The sequence below is a fragment of the Nocardia anocheti genome, from assembly GCF_029675105.1.
Lineage (GTDB): Bacteria > Actinomycetota > Actinomycetes > Mycobacteriales > Mycobacteriaceae > Nocardia.
The window spans coordinates 75,034-93,170 of the sequence record NZ_JAQQFV010000006.1; the positions used below are offsets into that span (position 1 = coordinate 75,034).

The window sequence follows — 18,137 nt, forward strand, 5'->3', positions numbered from 1 at the left end:
CGACTTCTTCTCCTACCCAGGTAGGAGATCGCCACCGTTCCCGGCACGATGTCGGGCGGCCGCGCCGGGGCTAGCCTTGCTACATGGAGGTGACCGACACCGTCCCCGCGACCAGCGCGGGCCGGGCGAGCAGGCGTTCGACGCTGTTCGCCGGGGTGCGGGCCGCCGTGCTGCGTTTCCGCGACACCGCCCGCGAGCGGATGGAATCGCTGCCGTTCGACTATCCGCCCGCCGTGATCGTCGGCGCGGACCTGGCGCTGCTGGTGATCACCGTGGCCGCGGTGATCCAGCGGCACGCCTACTTCCCCAATCCGCTGCCGCTGATCGCCATGTTCACCGCGTTCCTGCCGCTGCCGCTGTTCGCGATCTTCGGGGTGAAACCGCACCCGGTCCTGCTGAAACTGAGCGGGATGGTCTCGTGCGCGCTGTTCATGGTGCAGCCGGTGCCCGCCGACTTCGCCCCGTTCGTGCTGGTGATCGTGGCCGGTGAGGTAGCCGCCATCGCCCCGCGCGGCATCACCATCGGGTTCAGCCTGCTGGCCATCGCCCAGTTGGTGGCCTTCGACCTGGCCGGACACCTGCAGTGGGGTGCCTCCGGGGAACGGCTCGACGGGCTGCCGATGTATGTGCTCGGCATCCTGCTGGGCACCTTCGCCGGGGTGATGCTGCAATACCAGCGCCGCTTCCTCTATCAGGAACGCGAGAACCAGGCCATCCGCGCGGTGCGCGCCGCCGACGAGGAACGCCGCCGCATCGCCCGCGAGGTGCACGACGTGATCGCCCACTCGCTCTCGATCACCCTGCTGCACCTCACCGCCGCCCGCCGCGCCCTGCAGACCGACGACGACGTCACCGAGGCCGTGGACGCGCTGGTCGACGCCGAACGGCTCGGCCGCCAGGCCATGGCCGACATCCGCCGCACCGTCGGCATGCTCGACACCCAACCCGCCCGGATCGCGCCCGAACCCAGCGCCGCCGACATCGACGAACTGGTCGGCGACTTCCGCCGCGCCGGGCTCACCGTCGACTTCGTCCGCACCGGCGACCTGGCCGCGGTCGAGGGCGCGGTCGGGCACGCGCTCTACCGGATCGGTCAGGAATCGCTGGCCAATGTCGCCAAGCACGCGCCCGGCGCCGCGGCCACCGTGCGGCTCGACCTGGGTGCCGAGGCCGCGACCATGGTCGTCATCAACGCGCTGCCCGCCGGGCCGCCCGCGCGCCGCGACACCGGGATGGGTCTGCGCGGGATGCGCAAACGCACCGAACTGCTCGGTGGCACCCTCAGCGTGGGCCCAGGCGACGACGGGTGGAGCGTGCGGGTGGAGTTCCCGCTCAAAGGCGGCGGCTGCCCCGGCTTCTCGACCGTGCTGCCGGGCCTGCTCCGCACCAGACCCCAGGAGGACCTGTGACGGCCGCCGCGCCGATCGACAACCCGGTGACCGTGCTCGTCGTCGACGACCAGGAACTCGTGCGCGGTGGTTTGCGCCGCATCCTGCGTCGACGCGACGGCTTCACCGTCACCGAATGCGCCGACGGTGACGAGGTCGCCGCCGCCGTCGCCGCCGAACGCCCCGACGTGGTGCTGATGGATCTGCGGATGAAACGGGTCGGCGGCATCGATGCGACCAGGTTGCTGCGCGCCCGCCCCGACGCCCCACCGGTGCTCGTGCTCACCACCTTCGACGACGATCAGCTGCTCTCCGGGGCGCTGCGCGCGGGGGCCGCCGGGTTCCTGCTCAAGGACTCGCCCGCCGAGGACCTCATCCGCGCCGTGCGCACCGTCGCCGGGGGCGGCGCCTGGCTCGACCCGTCGGTCACCGGCCGGGTGCTCACCGCCTACCGGACCGTGCGACCCAGCGGCACCCGCACCGACCGCAGGCTCGGCGAACTCACCGCCCGCGAGTACGAAGTGCTCGAACTGATCGGCCGCGGCCGGGTCAACAGCGAGATCGCGCGGGAACTCGGCATCTCGGAAGTCACCGTGAAAAGCCACGTGGGACACATATTCGGCAAGCTCGACCTGCGTGATCGCGCCGCCGCGATCGTGTTCGCGTTTGACCACGGCGTGGTGACACCGGGAGAATCGTCCTTCTGAGGAGCAGGTCCGCGGACCTGCCAGACGTGGGAGGCGGACGCTGGTGGGTGCACCCGGGTCACGGGCGGGGAGCAGATTCGGCCCGTACGAACTGCGGTCGATGCTGGGCAAAGGCGGCATGGGCGAGGTCTACGAGGCCTACGACACCGGCAAGGACCGGGTGGTCGCCCTGAAGTTGCTGGCCGAGGAGCTCGCCCAGGACCCGGCCTACCAGGTCCGGTTCCGGCGCGAATCCCAGGCCGCGGCCAAGCTCGCCGAACCGCACGTCATCCCGATCCACGACTGGGGTGTCATCGACGGGGTGCTGTTCATCGACATGCGCCTGGTCCCCGGCACCGACCTGCGCACCGTGCTGCACCGGGGCGGACCGCTCAGCCCCGACCGCGCGGTGGCCGTGGTGGAACAGATCGCCGCCGCGCTCGACGCCGCGCACGCGGGCGGGCTCGTGCACCGTGACGTCAAGCCCGCCAACATCCTGGTCACCCCCGCCGATTTCGCCTACCTGGCCGACTTCGGCATCGCGCACACCGAGGGCGACAGCGCGGTGACCCAGGTCGGCATGGCCATGGGCTCCTACATCTACATGGCGCCCGAACGCTTCGACGTGGGCCCGATCTCGCATCGCGCCGACATCTACTCGCTGGCCTGTGTGCTGCACGAATGCCTCACCGGCGGTTCGCCGTTCCCGGCGGCCAGTATGAGTGTGCTCATCCGCGCGCATCTGTCCGAGGCGCCGCCGCGTCCGAGCACGTTGATCCCCGGGCTGCCCGCTGGTCTCGACGATGTCATCGCGCGGGGGATGGCCAAGGATCCGGCCGACCGTTTCGCCTCCGCCGGGGATCTGGCTGTCGCCGCTCGGGACGTGTTGAACTCGGCTGTGCAGCATGCCCGTCCCGGGGCTTTCGCGCCCGGACGTGAGGCTGGTGGCGGTGCCCAGTCGGTTGAGGTGCCGTTCGGTGCTCGCGGGCAGGGGGCCGGTGCTGGTGGTGCGCAGTCCGGTGGGGTGCCGTTCGGTGCTCGCGGGCAGGGCACCGGTGCTGGCGGTGGGCAGTCCGGTGGGGTGCCGGTGGGTGGTGCGCGGTCGGGGCCGGTCGGCTTCGGCGCTGGACCCGCGGACACCGGCGCTGGCACGTTCGGGGCGGCGGCCGCGGCGCGGCGCGGTGGATCCACGGGAGGGAATCAGATGCCGGGAGTGACCGACGCGGGCGCGCGGGATGCGCGGGCGCAGCGTGGCGAGGGTGCCACCTCCGGCGGATCGACCGGTCCGGCGCGCGCTGGTTCCGGTGAGTCGACCGGGACGGGACGGCCGGGCTCCGGCACCTCGACCGGTCCGGCGCGCAGACCCGGGCAGGACGCGGAGGACGAGGCGGCCGAGTCGGCGCCGACTCCGACCGGGGAGTTCCGTGTGGTCGGCGCGGTCACCGCGACCGGCGGTATCGAGACCTCGCGCAGTCAGAGCTCGGCGACGGGCGCGCAGCCGACACTGATCATCCGGCCGCCCGAGGCGCGGGCCGGTGGGTCCGACACCACCGGATTCCGGCGCGTTCCGGCCGAGGGCAGCGGGGAGGTGTCCATCTCCGCCGTCATCCAGCCGACCGGCCCCGCCGAGATCCGCGCGGCCGACACCCATTTCACCCCCCTCCCGCCCGCCGACGGCACCCCCGCCCCCGAGGCACCGGAACCGCCCCCGGCCTACACGCCCGACCAGGGCCTCCCGCGCATGCGCCCGTTCCCCGACGCGCATCTCTTCGACGGCGCGTCGCCCGGTGAGCCACCGGCCCCCGGTGCCCCGCCCTTCCCGCCGCCGAATCAGGTCGGCCCCCACCAGAACCCGCCGCACACCGCTGGTCGTCCGGCCGCCCCCACCGAGCGCTACGTGGGCGAACCCTTCCAGCCCGGCACCCCCGGTTCCCCCGCCGAACCCCGCCTTCCCGGTCCGAGGGGCGACCGTCCCCCGGCCGGACCGCCGAGTCCCGGCGCCCCCGGTGCGCCATACCCGGGTGGTCCGTCGGCGACCGGTGCCCCTCCGACACAGCGCTATTCCGGCGAGCATCCGCTGCCGGGCGTGCCTGGTGCCCCGCCTGAGCGGTTCCCTGGCGGTCCCTCGGCGGATGGTGAGTCTCCTGAGCGGTTCGCCGGTGGCCCGTCGGTTTCGGGTGCTCCCGCGACGCAGCGTTACTCCGGTGAGCATCCGCTGCCGGGTCCCGGTGCGTCCCCCGAGCGATTCCCCGGTGACCCGTCGGCTCCGGGTGCGGCCGCCACCCAGCGGTACTCGGGTGAGCATCCGCTTCCCGGCCCCGCCGGGCCCGCACGGCCTTTCGGCGGACCCGCGCCGGACTCGCAGCTCGGTGCTCCCACCGAGTATTTCGATCGCGCGTCGTTCGGGCCGGACCCGACTGGTGCACCGCGTGGATTCGGCGACGGCGGGGAGACGCCGTTCGATCAAGCGGGCGAGGACCGCCCGCCTCGCTTCGGCGGCCCCGGCGACGCCGATCCGGACCGCCGCTTCGGCGCGCCGCCCAGCGCCGCCCCAAGCGACGATCCGCAGCGCTACGCCGCCACCCAGCACTTCGGCGGCGCCCCCGACGCGTTCTCTCCGCGGACCGAGCAGTACGACCCCGCGGGCGATGACCCGCAGCGCCACGCCGCGACCCGACACTTCGGCGGGGCTGCCGACGCCTTCTCGTCGCGAACCGGGGAGAACGACCCGGCGGGCGACGACCCGCAGCGCCACGCCGCGACCCAGCATTACGGCGGTGGATTCACACCGCCGACCGAGCAATACGACCCGGCGGGCCTCGATGCCCAGCGTTCGGCGCCGACGCGGCATTACCCGGGCGAGTTCGACGATGCCGACCCGCAGCGTTCGCAGCCGACGCATCAGTATCGCGGGGGAGCGGCGCCGTTCCCGGCGCATCAGGCTCCGCCGGAGTACGACGATGCGGCGCGGGCGGCGGGGCCCTATGCGGGGGAGGCCGCGTACTCGCAGTACGACGACCCGCAGCAGGCCTACGGCGACCATGCCTACCGCGAACCGGGCTATGACCCCGGCTACGGTCCGGACCCGCACTGGCAGGGTGACGAGCGCGCCCCCCGGCGTTCGCTGCTGCTGCCGGTGCTGGTCGGTGTGTTCGCGGTGATCGTGCTGGCCATCGGTGGCGCGATCGGCTGGCGGCTGATGGCGGCGGGCGACACCGCCGACACCTCCGCCACCGCACCGACCTCACAGGCCCCCGGCGGCTCCGGCAATCCCGCGGCGACCACCCCGCGCGCCACCTCGGCGGCCCCGACCACCTCGGCGGGCCCGGTGACGCTGCCCGCGGGCGCGCAGCCGTGCGAGTCCGGTGCCGCAAGCGGTGCCTTCGGGAAGGCGGCGGTGGGCAACTCCGTCACCAGTTGCCCCTTCGCCGAGGCGGTCCGGCAGGCCTACGCGGCGGGCGGTACCGGCGCGGGGGCCAGGTCGGTGGTGGCGGCCAGTCCGGTCACCGGGCGCACCTACACGATGACCTGCGCGCCCGAGGGCAAGCTGGTCACCTGCACCGGCGGCGAGAACGCGGTCGTGTACGTCTACTGACCCCGCTGCGACCGGGGTCACAGCGGTTTGACGTGCGATGCAAGGGTCATAGACGATGGTTTCTCGGTCCGGGGCAACCGCCCCGTGACCGAGCTTTCGGAGGAACCCCTTGCGCACCCTGTCGGCTCCGGCGCGCCCTCGGCTCCGCCACGCTGTCACCGACATCGATCATCTGCCCGCCGTCCGGGTCTTCGTCGGGCTGGCCATTCCCGGCCTGCTGCTGATCGCGTTCGGCCGGACCGATCTGCTGATCTACGCGGTGTTCGGTTCCTTCACCGGCATGTACGGGTTCGCCGAATCGCCGCGTCAGCGGCTGCTGCACCAGAGCGAGGCCGCGGTCATGCTCACCGTGGCCGTCGGCGCGGGCATCGCGCTGGCCCGTCTGCACGCCTCGCCCGTCGCGCTGGTCGCCGCGGTCACCGTGTTCGCGGCGGTCACCTCACCGATCACCGACCGGCTCGGCCTGCGCCCGGAAGGCCCCTTCTTCGGCATTTTCGCCTTCGGCGCCATCGCGATGGTGGCGGGTACCCAGCCCGATCCGGGACTCGCGCTGCTGATCTGCGCGGCCACCGCGCTGCTGTGTGTGGTCGTGGGCTATCTGGAATCGGCGAGCCGGGCGCGCCGGGCGGGCGGTGCGGTGATCTACGCGGCGATCGCCCCGCACCGGACCGGTCGGATCGCCCATCTGCAAGCCGCCCGCTACGCGCTGGCGATCGCGATCGCGGGCGGCATCGGGCTGATGCTCGGGGTCGGCCACGCCAACTGGGTGATGGCGGGCGCGGCCGTCCCGCTGGCCGCCGCGCGCGCCCGCGACCGCGTCCATCGCGGGGTGCATCGCGTGGGCGGCACCGTCATCGGGCTGGTGGTGACGGCCCCGCTGCTGCTGTCCGGGCTGAGTCCGGCGGTGCTCGGCCTGGCGATCATCGCGCTGCTGTATCCGACCGAGCTGTTCATGGCCCGCCACTACGCGCTCGCGCTGGGCTTCTTCACCCCGCTCATCATGGCCATGACCGAACTGGCCAGCCACGCCGATCCGCTGACCCTGCTCGTCGACCGCGGGGTCGACACGCTGCTCGGCGCCGCGGTCGGTGTCGCCGTCGCCGTACTGCTGCGCGACTCCGTTGTGCCCGGCTTCCGGACGCGAACATGCGAACCGATGCATACTGGCGACATGGCTGATGACGACCAGTGGTACTACTGCCTCAAGCATCACACGGCCGAACACGGCAAGACCTGCTGGTTCGGCGACCGACTCGGTCCCTACCCGGACAAGGCCACCGCCGAGCGGGCACTCGAGATCGTGCGGGCGCGCAACAAGGCCGCCGACGAAGAAGACGACTGAGCGGGCCCGGCTCGCCCCGATGAGCAGAGTCACCACCCGGCGCAAGACCACCCGCCTGTCCCCGAGCGGGCGGATCGAACGACCCGACACGCTGGCGGTCGAGGAACCGCTCGAGATCCGGGTCGACGGCCGCGCGCTCACGGTCACCATGCGCACCCCGGGCGACGACATCGACCTGGTGCACGGATTCCTCTTCGGCGAGGGCATCATCGGCGCGGCCCCCGACCTCGTCACCGCCCGCTACTGCGCGGGCACCGACGACGAGGGCCGCAACACCTACAACGTGCTCGACCTGCGCCTGCGCGTCCCGGTGCCGATCCACACCCGCAATTTCCTCACCACCGGCGCGTGCGGACTCTGCGGCAAGTCCGCGCTCGACGAGGTCCGCACGCACACCCGGTTCCCGATCCCGCCCGACTCCGCCGCGGTCGACACCACGGTGCTGGCCGGGTTGCCGGGGCAGTTACGGGCCGGGCAGAAGCTCTTCGACGCCACCGGTGGCCTGCACGCGGCGGGCCTGTTCACCACCGACGGCACCCTGCTCGCGCTGCGCGAGGACATCGGGAGGCACAACGCCGTCGACAAGGTGATCGGCTGGGCGGTGCGCGAGAACCGGGTGCCCGCCCACGATCTGATGCTCGTGGTGAGCAGCCGCGCCTCCTTCGAACTCGCGCAGAAGGCGGTGATGGCCGGGATCCCGATCCTGGCCGCGGTCTCGGCACCGAGCTCGCTGGCGGTGGATCTGGCCGCCGACGCCGGGCTCACCCTGGTGGGTTTCCTGCGCGGCGAGACGATGAACATCTACACCGGTGAACACCGCCTGACCTGAGGTTTTCACGGTAGCAGTGGGCGATCGGCCATACTGCCCAGTACGGTGTCGCCGACGGCCACCCAGCACCGAAAGCCCGGGGGAGTTCACAAAAGAAGATGCTTCACAACATGACGACACATCGACGACGCCGGGTCCGATCGGCGCTGTGCGCGGTGCTCGGTAGCGTCGCCCTGCTCGCCGCCGCCTGTGGCACCGAACCGGCGGCCCCCGCCCCGGCGACCACCACCACGACGACGGCCCCGATCGTGGACCCCGGCCCGGGCTCCGGCAGTTTCTCGATCGCCCTGCCCGGCAGTCTGGCCGCCGACTTCGCCACCCTGCAACAGAGTTTCCGCGGCAGCGCGGGACTGGCCGTCATGCCGGTCGGTGGCGAGAAGATGGTCACCTTCGGTACCTGGACCACCGGACCGGCCTGGTCGACGATCAAGGTGCCGCTGGCCATCGCGGCGCTGCGCGAGAGCTCCGCCGCCCTCACCTCGGCGACCGCGGCCATCACCGCCTCCGACAACGCCGCCGCCGAGACGCTCTGGCAGCAGCTGGGCGGCGGGTCGGCGGCGGCCACCGCGATCGAGGGGGTGCTGCGCGAGGGCGGCGACGCGAACACCACCGTGCCCACCACGCGCACCCGGTCCGATGCCTCGATCTTCGGCCAGGCCGAGTGGTCGCTGGCCGACCAGGCGCGCTTCGCCGCGCACCTGACCTGCGTGCCGCAGAGCGAACGGGTGGTCGGGCTCATGCAGCAGATCATCCCGAGTCATCGTTGGGGGCTGGGTGCCTTCGGCAGCGCCGAGTTCAAAGGTGGTTGGGGTCCCGACACCTCGGGCAAGTACCTGGTCCGCCAGTTCGGCATGATCGACGCGCCCTCGGGCCGCATCGCCGTCGCCTTCGCCGCGCAACCGGATTCGGGTGCCTTCAACGAGGGGATGACCATGCTCGACAAGATGGCCACCCTGCTCTCGGGTCACCTCGGGGAACTGGCCGGAGGCCGCTGCCCCTGATCGGCTCCGGTGCGGCAAGATGAACGCCATGCGCATCGGAGTCTTGACCGGAGGCGGAGACTGTCCAGGGCTGAACGCGGTGATCCGGGCGGTCGTCCGTACCGCGAACGGCCGCTACGGCGACGCGATCGTCGGCTTCGAGGACGGCTGGCGCGGCCTACTCGAGGATCGCAAGATCCGCATCCACAACGACGACCGCACCGACCGACTGCTGGCCAAGGGCGGCACCATGCTCGGCACCGCGCGCACCAATCCCGAGGTGCTGCGCGAGGGCCTGGGCCGCATCGAGCAGACCCTCGACGACAACGGCATCGACGCGCTCATCCCGATCGGCGGCGAGGGCACGCTCACCGCGGCCAGCTGGCTCGCCGACGAGGGTGTCCCGGTGGTCGGCGTGCCCAAGACCATCGACAACGACATCGACTGCACCGACGTCACCTTCGGCCACGACACCGCCCTGTCCATCGCCACCGAGGCCATCGACCGGCTGCACACCACCGCCGAATCCCACCAGCGCGTGATGCTGGTGGAGGTGATGGGCAGGCACGCGGGCTGGATCGCGCTGAACTCCGGTATCGCCGCGGGCGCGCACCTCACGCTGGTGCCCGAGGAACCCTTCGACGTGGCGCAGGTGTGCGCGATGATCAAGTCGCGGTTCCAGCGCGGCGACAAGCACTTCATCTGCGTGGTCGCCGAGGGCGCGCACCCGGCCCCGGATTCCGGATTCGCCTTGCGCGAGGGCGGGATCGATGAATTCGGGCACGAGCGCTTCACCGGGGTCGCCCAGCAGCTCGGCGCCGAGATCGAGCGACGCATCGGCAAGGAGGTGCGGACCACGGTGCTCGGCCACGTGCAGCGCGGCGGCAGCCCCACCCCCTACGACCGCATCCTGGCCACCCGCTTCGGCGTGCACGCCGCCGAGGCGGTGCACGCCGGGCACTTCGGGATGATGGTCGCGCTGCACGGCACCACCATCGGCCTGGTCCCGCTGGCCGAGGCGACCAAGCAGCTCAAACGGGTTCCGGCCGAGCGGATGCGGGAAGCGCAGGCGTTCTTCGGCTAGCGTGGCTGTATGCGCTCCGCTCGGGTGATCGTGTCGGTTCTGTCCGTTGTCGTCGCTCTGGTGGCCGGGTGCTCCGGCTCCGGCGACGACGCCCCCGCCAGTTCGGTGCAGGGCAGCTGGCACGGTGACATCGAGGTCCCCGACCAGCCCATCCCGATCGGGGTGACCTTCGCCGAGGACGGTTCGGCCACCATCGACATCCCGGTCCAGGGCGTGCGCGACGCCGCGCTCAAAGACGTGCGCACCGAACCGGATCGGGTCGAGTTCACCATTCCGGACGTGCCCGGCGACCCCGGCTTCCGGGGCAAGCTCGACGGCGACAAGCTCACCGGAAACTGGGTGCAGTCGGGGCAGACGCTGCCGCTGACCCTCGAGCGCGGCGAGATCGAGGGCCCGAAGCGTCCGCAGGAACCGCAGCCGCCGTTCCCGTATCGCAGCGAGGACGTCACCTACCGCAGTGGCGATCTCACCATCGCGGGCACACTCACCGAACCCGACGGCGACGGCCCGTTCCCGGCCGTGCTGCTGATCACCGGCTCCGGCCCGCAGGACCGCGACGAGAACCTGATGGGCCACCGCCCGTTCCTGCTGCTGGCCGACACCCTCACCCGCGCGGGCTACGCCGTGCTGCGCACCGACGATCGCGGTGTCGGCGGGACCGGCGGCGACCTGGATCAGGCCACCTACGAGGATCTCGCGAACGACGCGGTCGCCGGTCTGGCGTTCCTGCGCGCGCGGCCGGAGATCGACCCGAAGAAGGTCGGCCTGCTCGGGCACAGCGAGGGCGGCTACCTCGCCCCGCTCATCGCCCAGCGGCCCGGTGCCGACCCCGCTTTCGCCATTCTGATGGCCGGTCCGTCGGTGGTCGGCGCCGAGGTGCTGATCGAGCAGAACAAGGTGATCATGGCCAGCTCGGGCGCCTCCCAGGAGGACATCGACGCCCAGGTCGACTACCTCACCCGCTGGTCGACGCTGCTGCGCGCCGGGGACACCGCGGGCGCGGCCGCCTTCGCGCAGCAACACAACGACTCCCTGCCCGAGGCCGAACGCGCGCCGCAGCAGGCCGTCGACAGCTTCAACACCCCGTACATGGCCGCCTTCGTCACCTACGACCCCACGCCCGCGCTCGAGGCGCTGCGCGTGCCGGTGCTCGCCTTCTTCGGCGGCACCGACCAGCAGGTGCTGGTCGCCCAGAACGAAGCGCCGATGCGCGACAAGCTCGCCGGAGCCCCCGACGCGACCGTGCACACCTTCCCCGGTCTCAACCACCTCATGCAGCCCAGCGAGACCGGCAAACCCAGCGAGTACTCCACCATCGAGACGACCGTCGACCCGGCCGTGCTGAGCTACGTCACCGACTGGCTCACCCAGCGCGTCCCGCCCCGGTAGCGCTTCCTAAGATAGGTAGCCATGAGCGCACCCACGGTCGAGTTGATGGACTACGCCGATGTCATCTCCCGGTACGAGCCGGTGCTCGGCATGGAGGTCCACGTCGAGTTGTCCACGGCGACCAAGATGTTCTGCGGTTGCCCCACCGAGTTCGGCGCCGAACCCAACACCCAGGTGTGCCCGGTGTGCCTGGGCCTGCCCGGCTCGCTGCCGGTGGTCAACGAGCAGGCCGTCGAGTCGGCCATCCGGATCGGTCTGGCGCTGAACTGTTCGATCACCCCGTGGGGCCGGTTCGCGCGCAAGAACTACTTCTACCCGGACCAGCCGAAGAACTACCAGATCAGCCAGTACGACGAGCCCATCGCCACCGAGGGCTACCTCGACGTGGTCCTCGACGACGGCTCCACCTTCCGGGTGGACATCGAGCGCGCGCACATGGAGGAGGACACCGGCAAGTCGCTGCACGTGGGCGGCGCGACCGGACGCATCCACGGCGCCAGCCACTCGCTGCTGGACTTCAACCGCGCCGGGGTGCCGCTGATCGAGATCGTCACCAAGCCGATCACCGGCGCCGGGGAGCGCGCGCCCGAGGTGGCCCGCGCGTACGTCACCGCGCTGCGTGAGGTGCTGCGCTCGCTCAACGTCTCGGACGTGAAGATGGAGCAGGGCTCGCTGCGCTGCGACGCCAATGTCTCGCTGATGCCGGTGGGCGCCGAGGAATTCGGTACCCGCACCGAGACCAAGAACGTGAACTCGCTCAAGAGCGTCGAGGTCGCGGTGCGCTACGAGATGCGCCGTCAGGCCGCCGTGCTCACCGCGGGCGGCGAGATCGTGCAGGAGACCCGGCATTTCAACGAGGCTGACGGCTCCACCTCCGCCGGTCGTCGCAAGGAGACCGCCGAGGACTACCGCTACTTCCCCGAGCCAGACCTCGAGCCCGTCGCCCCCGACGCCGCCTGGGTCGAGGAACTGCGCACCACCATCCCCGAGTACCCGTGGCTGGTGCGCGCGCGCATCCAGGGCGAATGGGGTCTGTCCGACGAGGTCATGCGCGACCTGGTCAACGCGGGCGCCCTGGACCTGATCATCGCCACCGTCGAGGCGGGCGCCCCGGCCAACGAGGCCCGCTCCTGGTGGGTCGCCTACCTGACCGAGAAGGCCAAGGAGCGCGAGATCGCGCTGGCCGAGCTGCCGATCACGCCCGCGCAGGTCGCCGCGGTGATCGCGCTCGTCGAGGCCAAGACGGTGAACAACAAGGTCGCCAAGCAGGTCGTGGACTTCGTCCTCGCCGGGGAGGGCGAGCCCGCCGCGATCGTCGAGGCCAAGGGCCTGGGCATGGTCAGCGACGACTCCGCCCTGCGGGCCGAGGTGGAGAAGGCCCTCGCGGCCAACCCGGACATCGCCGAGAAGATCCGCTCCGGCAAGGTCCAGGCCGCGGGCAAGATCGTCGGCGACGTCATGAAGGCCACCCGTGGCCAGGCCGACGCCGCCCGCGTCCGCGACCTGGTCATCGCCGCCTGTAGCTAGCGGGCCACCCGAAGAGCCCCGTCCCTCACCCGTGAGGAACGGGGCTCTTCGGTGTCGCGGCGGCCGCTAGTCCGGGCCGCTGCCGCCGCCCTGGGGCGGTGGGATGCGCACGACGCGGTCGTCGAATTCGCCGGGCTCGCCGTCGGTCTTGTTGATGGTGGTCACCCAGACGCTGCCGTCGGCGCTCGCGGTGGCGCCGAGCAGCTTGCCGTACTTGTCCTGGGCGATCATGGCCGGTGCCGTGGTGACGGCGAAGGTGGCCGGATCGGCGGCGACCGCGGCCAGCGCCTTGCCCTCGCCCAGCGCCACCACGACACCGTCGGCGGTCGCGGTGCAGCCGCCGACACCCGGACGCTCCGGCCAGGTCCAGGCGACACTGAGCGCGCCGTCGGCGCCGAGGTGCTGGAGCCGGTCCTCGGCGGCGGTGCGGTCGGTGACCCACATGCCGTCCTTGCCGTCGCGGCACAGATCACCGGCGGTGCCGATGCCCGAGGCCACCACCTGCGGGGTGTTGACCCCCGAGGACGGCGATTCCAGCCGCAGCACCTTGCCGCCCAGCGAGCCGGGGTCGGCGGCGGCGCCGGGATTGCCCGCGTCGCCGGTGAGCACCAGCAGCTGCGAGGGCGTGGCCCATTCCAGCGCGCCCCGATTGCCGGTGGCGCCCTTGGGGATTCCGGTGAGGATCTCCTTGGTGCCGCCGCTCTCGGAGATGCGGACCACCCGGTTGTCGCTGCCGGTGGTGATGTAGGCGTACATCAGGCCGTCTTCGTGGAAGGTGGGGGAGAGCACGATGTCGGAGATCCCGCCGTCACCGGAGCCGTCGACGGCCACGCTGGCGACCTCCTCCGGCGGCGGCTGCGGAGTGCTCGCGTCGACGGGCGTGACGCGCAGGATGCGGCCGGTGCGGCGTTCGGCCACCAGCGCGCCGTCACCCATGGCGATCAGTCCCGAGGCGGAGTCCAGACAGGTGGCGATCACATTGGGATCGGGGTCGATGCACGGACCGGTCGGGCGGGGCACCTCCGACGGCGAATCCTGCGGCTTCTTGGGTTCGGCCCCCGATCCACCCACCGAGGGTTCGGTGGTGAACGGACTCGAGGCCGATTCGTCGAAGCGAGCGCATCCGGCGACCAGAACGGTGCCGATTGCCAATCCGACTGCCACCCGGCCCGCGATTCCCGAACTCATGCGTCAGACGTTACCGGCAGCGCGGTGGCGCTGACACGCCTGATCGAGGGAACACCGGCGCACCGCGATCCCACGTCCTAAGGTGAGACGGTGACCGACAAGTCGAACGACACACCCGATGCTGAAGGGTCGGCGCAGGCCGGACAGGCTGCGTCGTCGGCGGGTCGCCCGGTGACCAGCCCCTACGATTCCCCGACCACGCAGATGCGCAAGCCCGATCTGGGCAAGGACATCCCCCGCACCGACGAGGACCTCGACCTCGACCCGGGCGAGGACGTCCCCACGGCGGGTGCCGCGCGGACCGGTGGCGACGAGGGCGACTACGGCTACGCCTCGATCCCGCCCGCGACGGCGGCCTCGGCGGGCGCGGTCCGCCTGCAGCGGCGCAATCGCGAGCCCCGCCGCGGCACCCTCGATCTGGGCCTGTTCGTGCTGCGGCTGGTGGTCGGCTACACCTTCATCTACCACGGTCTGCAGAAGCTGACCGGCTGGTTCCACGGCCCCGGCCTCGACGGCACCAAGCAGATGATGGAAGGCGGCGGCTGGGACTACCCGTCACTGTCGACCGCGCTGGTGATCGCCGGTGAACTCGGCGGCGGCATCCTGCTGGTGATCGGCCTGGCCACCCCGCTGGCCGCGGGCGCGGTGCTGGCCACGATCCTCAACGCCTGGATGTGGAAGCAGGGCATGATCCCCGGCTTCCAGTACAACGCGGGCACCCCCACCGGCGTCGAACTCGACTCGGTGCTGGCGGGCGCGGCCCTGGCGATCATCCTCACCGGCCCCGGCCGCTGGTCCTTCGACCGCACCCGAGGCTGGGCCACCCGCCCCGCCTACGGCTCCGGCGTCGTCGTCCTGCTGGCCGTCGCCGCCGCGATCCTCACCTTCTGGTTCCTCCACGGCGGCAACCCCTTGCAGGGCATAGGCCCCTTCGACAGCAAGAGCTGATCTCGCAAGCACATGGGTAACTCGTCAGGGATGAGCTGACCCGACCACCAGTACGCCGCCGGTCGCATCAGCAACCGGCGGCGCACTCAGGTCTGGCCAGAATTCGCGGGGAGGCGGTTACAGCACGCGGCGGACGGCGCCCTTGTCGGCCGACGTCGCCAGGGCCGCGTAGGCGCGCAGCGCGGTGGTGACCGGACGCTCCCGGTTGACCGGCTGCCACGGGCGCTCCGAGGCCTCCATCTTCGCGCGACGCTCGGCGAGCACCTCGTCGGAGACCAGCACCTCGAGCGCGCGGGTCCCCACGTCGACGCGGATACGGTCACCGTTCTCGATCAGGCCGATCACGCCACCCTGGGCGGCCTCGGGGGAGATGTGTCCGATCGACAGACCCGAGGTGCCACCGGAGAAGCGACCGTCGGTGATCAGCGCGCACACCTTGCCCAGGCCCGCACCCTTGAGGAACGCGGTGGGGTGCAGCATCTCCTGCATGCCCGGGCCACCCGAGGGGCCCTCGTAGCGGACGACGATCACGTCACCGGCCTGGATCTTCTTGCCCAGGATCATCGAGACCGCCTCCTCCTGCGACTCGACCACCACGGCCGGGCCCTCGAAGGTGAACAGGTCCTCGTCGATGCCCGCGGTCTTGAGGATCGCGCCGTCGGGCGCGATGTTGCCGCGCAGCACGCACAGGCCGCCCTCGACGGTGTAGGCGTGCTCGACGTCGCGGATGCAGCCGCCCGCGGCGTCGGTGTCCAGCGAGGACCAGCGGTTGGCGGTGGAGAACGGCTCGGTGGTGCGCACGCCACCGGGCGCGGCGTGGAACAGCTCGAGCGCTTCCTCGGAAGCCTTGCCGGAGCGGATGTCCCAGGTGTCGAGGTACTCCTCGAAGCTGGCGGTGTGCACGGTGGTGACGTCGGTCTCGAGCAGCCCGCCGCGACGCAGCTCGCCCAGGATGGCGGGGATGCCACCGGCGCGGTGCACGTCCTCCATGTGGTAGTCGGAGTTCGGCGAGACCTTCGACAGGCACGGCACCCGACGCGAGATCTCGTCGATGGTGCCCAGATCGAAGTCGATCTCGCCCTCCTGCGCGGCGGCGAGGGTGTGCAGCACGGTGTTGGTGGACCCGCCCATGGCCACGTCCAGGGCCATCGCGTTGCGGAAGGCCTTGACGTCGGCCACATTGCGCGGCAGCACCGAGGCGTCGTCGTCGCGGTACCAACGATTCGCGATGTCGACGATCACGCGACCGGCCCGCTGGAACAGCGCGCGGCGGGCCTCGTGGGTGGCCAGCGTGGAGCCGTTGCCCGGCAGCGCCAGACCCAACGCCTCGGTGAGGCAGTTCATCGAATTCGCGGTGAACATGCCCGAACACGAGCCACAGGTCGGGCAGGCCGAACGCTCGACCGCGTCCAGACCCTCCTCGGACACGGCCTGATTCGCGCTGGCCGAGATGGCGTGCACCAGGTCCAGCGGGGCGTGCGCGACACCGTCGGCGACCACGGCCTTGCCCGCTTCCATCGGCCCGCCGGAGACGAACACGGCCGGGATGTTGAGCCGCATGGCGGCGTTGAGCATGCCGGGAGTGATCTTGTCGCAGTTGGAGATACACACCAGCGCGTCGGCGGTGTGCGCGTTGGCCATGTATTCGACCGAGTCGGCGATGATCTCGCGCGAGGGCAGCGAGTAGAGCATGCCGCCGTGGCCCATGGCGATGCCGTCGTCGACGGCGATGGTGTGGAACTCACGCGGCACGCCACCGGCGGCGCGCACGGCCTCGGCGACGATGTCGCCCACGTTCTTCAGGTGCACGTGACCGGGCACGAACTGGGTGTAGGAGTTCGCGATCGCGACGATCGGCTTACCGAAGTCGGAGTCGGTCATACCCGTGGCGCGCCAGAGCGAGCGGGCGCCCGCGGCGTTGCGGCCGATGGTGGTGGTGCGTGAGCGAAGCGGTGGCATGGGGGAGTCCTCGTGTGTCGCTGGGTGCGTCCGAGCGTGCGGGCAGGGGGCTGACCTGCGCGGCACGATGCGAGTGCGCGGTGCGTCCGGCAACCCCGCACGTTACTCCGGGGCGCGCTGGTCACGTCGCGCCGGTGCTGGGTACGTCGGTGCCGGAACCGGGCTCGAGGCGGGAGTGTCGCTCCGGAGAGTGTCGCCGCGGTGATGCCGTCGGCGCGGGGTGCCCGGTGCCGTCAGCTTACCGGTGCAACGGTGGTCGGCGCCGCCCGGATTCCCGGGGTGACCGAGCCGACGCTCACCGCTCGGTGTCGGAGTCCTCGGTCTTCGCCTCGGTCTCGGCGTCCGCCTCGGCCTTCGCCTGGGCCCGCTCGGCCTCGACGCGCTCGGCGTCGGCGGCCTCGGCGGCGGCGAACACGTCCGGCAGTCGGCCCCCGGACGCCTCGATCAGTTCGCGCAGCCGGTCGTAACCGACGGCGGGCAGCTTCACCTCGGAGTCGTCGGACAGGCGCGCCCGCACATACCCGCGCTTGGGGATGCGCACGCCCTTGACCTGATCCCAGTCCAGGTGCCGCTTGCCGACCATCGTGCTCAGATCCAGTCCCGACTCGGAGACGGTGGTGTGTGTCCGGACCACCCACCAGATCGCGATCACCGGGAACAGCAGCAGCCACCACAGGCCCGCGGGCCAGCCGACGAACGGGAAGAACACGCAGAACGCCAGCACCAGCACGCCGATGTAGGCCAGGCGCGGCACCCCGATGATGTGGATGCCCGGCGTCGGGACGCTCGTGCGGCGCGGGATCAGCAGCCAGACGATCACCGCGGTCGGCACGATCAGTCCGATCCGCAGCCCCAGCGACCAGTCCTGCACCGTCCCGACGACGACGAAGATCAGGTACGCCAGTACCACCGCGCCGATGGCGACGAGGCGGCCGGGAGCGGCCGCGCGCAGGCCACCGGGTCGCGAGGGCCGACCCGTATCGGTTCCCTCGTCGGCGGTGTGGGACGATTTAGCCGGTGGCACGGACTGATGCGGTGATGACACCCCTCCATCCTCGCATCTCGGTATTCGGACCCACGCAACCACTCGAGTCCCACAGAATGGGATGCGAAAGGTAGCCTGTTTGACTCTTCGCTCCACGCGCGCCTAACGTCGTGCGTGTGAAACGAAACGAGTTGCTCGTAATCGGCCGGCGCGTCCAGCGTTGAGCCTGACTACCTG

12 protein-coding genes and 1 pseudogene are annotated in these 18,137 nt (G+C 71.4%); 10 read left to right on the forward strand and 3 right to left on the reverse strand.

All coding sequences use genetic code 11. The features are described from left to right. Positions 1–83: 83 nt before the first annotated feature. From QC180_RS17040 to gatB, 9 genes and pseudogenes are all read left to right on the forward strand, one after another. Positions 84–1,409, forward strand: coding sequence for a sensor histidine kinase (locus tag QC180_RS17040; protein ID WP_278263748.1), 1,326 nt, complete (start codon positions 84–86; stop codon positions 1,407–1,409). Then, a complete protein-coding gene (locus QC180_RS17045; RefSeq protein WP_278263749.1) occupies positions 1,406–2,095 on the forward strand; it encodes a response regulator in 690 nt (229 codons plus the stop codon). The genes QC180_RS17040 and QC180_RS17045 overlap by 4 nt, the downstream gene beginning before the upstream one ends. A 40-nt stretch (positions 2,096–2,135) precedes the next feature. Beyond that, positions 2,136–2,978: pseudogene (locus QC180_RS17050) on the forward strand (serine/threonine-protein kinase); the annotation flags it as partial. A 2,800-nt stretch (positions 2,979–5,778) separates the two neighbouring features. After that, positions 5,779–7,011, forward strand: coding sequence for an FUSC family protein (locus tag QC180_RS30245; protein WP_347567331.1), 1,233 nt, complete (start codon positions 5,779–5,781; stop codon positions 7,009–7,011). A gap of 19 nt (positions 7,012–7,030) precedes the next feature. Then, entirely contained in the window at positions 7,031–7,840 is an 810-nt protein-coding gene (gene fdhD, locus QC180_RS17060; protein WP_278263750.1) for a formate dehydrogenase accessory sulfurtransferase FdhD, read from the forward strand. Between the two features lie 110 nt (positions 7,841–7,950). Continuing rightward, positions 7,951–8,841, forward strand: a complete 891-nt coding sequence (locus QC180_RS17065; protein WP_278263751.1) for a hypothetical protein — start codon at positions 7,951–7,953, stop codon at positions 8,839–8,841. Between the two features lie 28 nt (positions 8,842–8,869). Next, positions 8,870–9,904: an ATP-dependent 6-phosphofructokinase gene (locus QC180_RS17070; protein ID WP_278263752.1), complete on the forward strand. Its 1,035-nt coding sequence runs from the start codon at positions 8,870–8,872 to the stop codon at positions 9,902–9,904. A gap of 9 nt (positions 9,905–9,913) precedes the next feature. Beyond that, positions 9,914–11,293, forward strand: a complete 1,380-nt coding sequence (locus QC180_RS17075) for an alpha/beta hydrolase family protein (protein ID WP_278263753.1) — start codon at positions 9,914–9,916, stop codon at positions 11,291–11,293. Positions 11,294–11,314: 21 nt separating this feature from the next. Beyond that, positions 11,315–12,820, forward strand: a complete 1,506-nt coding sequence (gatB, locus tag QC180_RS17080) for an Asp-tRNA(Asn)/Glu-tRNA(Gln) amidotransferase subunit GatB (protein ID WP_278263754.1) — start codon at positions 11,315–11,317, stop codon at positions 12,818–12,820. 66 nt (positions 12,821–12,886) lie between these two features. On the opposite strand, the gene QC180_RS17085 is transcribed toward gatB, so the two are convergent. Beyond that, positions 12,887–14,008, reverse strand: coding sequence for a PQQ-dependent sugar dehydrogenase (locus QC180_RS17085; RefSeq protein ID WP_278263755.1), 1,122 nt, complete (start codon positions 14,006–14,008; stop codon positions 12,887–12,889). A 90-nt stretch (positions 14,009–14,098) separates the two neighbouring features. Here QC180_RS17085 and QC180_RS17090 point away from each other — a divergent pair, with 90 nt between their 5' ends. Then, complete coding sequence (locus QC180_RS17090; protein ID WP_278263756.1) at positions 14,099–14,956, forward strand: DoxX family protein; 858 nt, start codon at positions 14,099–14,101, stop codon at positions 14,954–14,956. A gap of 117 nt (positions 14,957–15,073) precedes the next feature. Here QC180_RS17090 and ilvD read toward each other — a convergent pair whose 3' ends face one another. Together ilvD and QC180_RS17100 are read right to left on the reverse strand one after the other, a co-directional pair. Further along, complete coding sequence (gene ilvD, locus QC180_RS17095) at positions 15,074–16,915, reverse strand: dihydroxy-acid dehydratase (protein WP_278263757.1); 1,842 nt, start codon at positions 16,913–16,915, stop codon at positions 15,074–15,076. A 295-nt stretch (positions 16,916–17,210) separates the two neighbouring features. Continuing rightward, the gene (locus QC180_RS17100) at positions 17,211–17,960 is read right to left on the reverse strand and encodes a PH domain-containing protein (protein WP_278263758.1); all 750 of its coding nucleotides are present in this window, start codon (positions 17,958–17,960) and stop codon (positions 17,211–17,213) included. Positions 17,961–18,137: the final 177 nt, after the last annotated feature.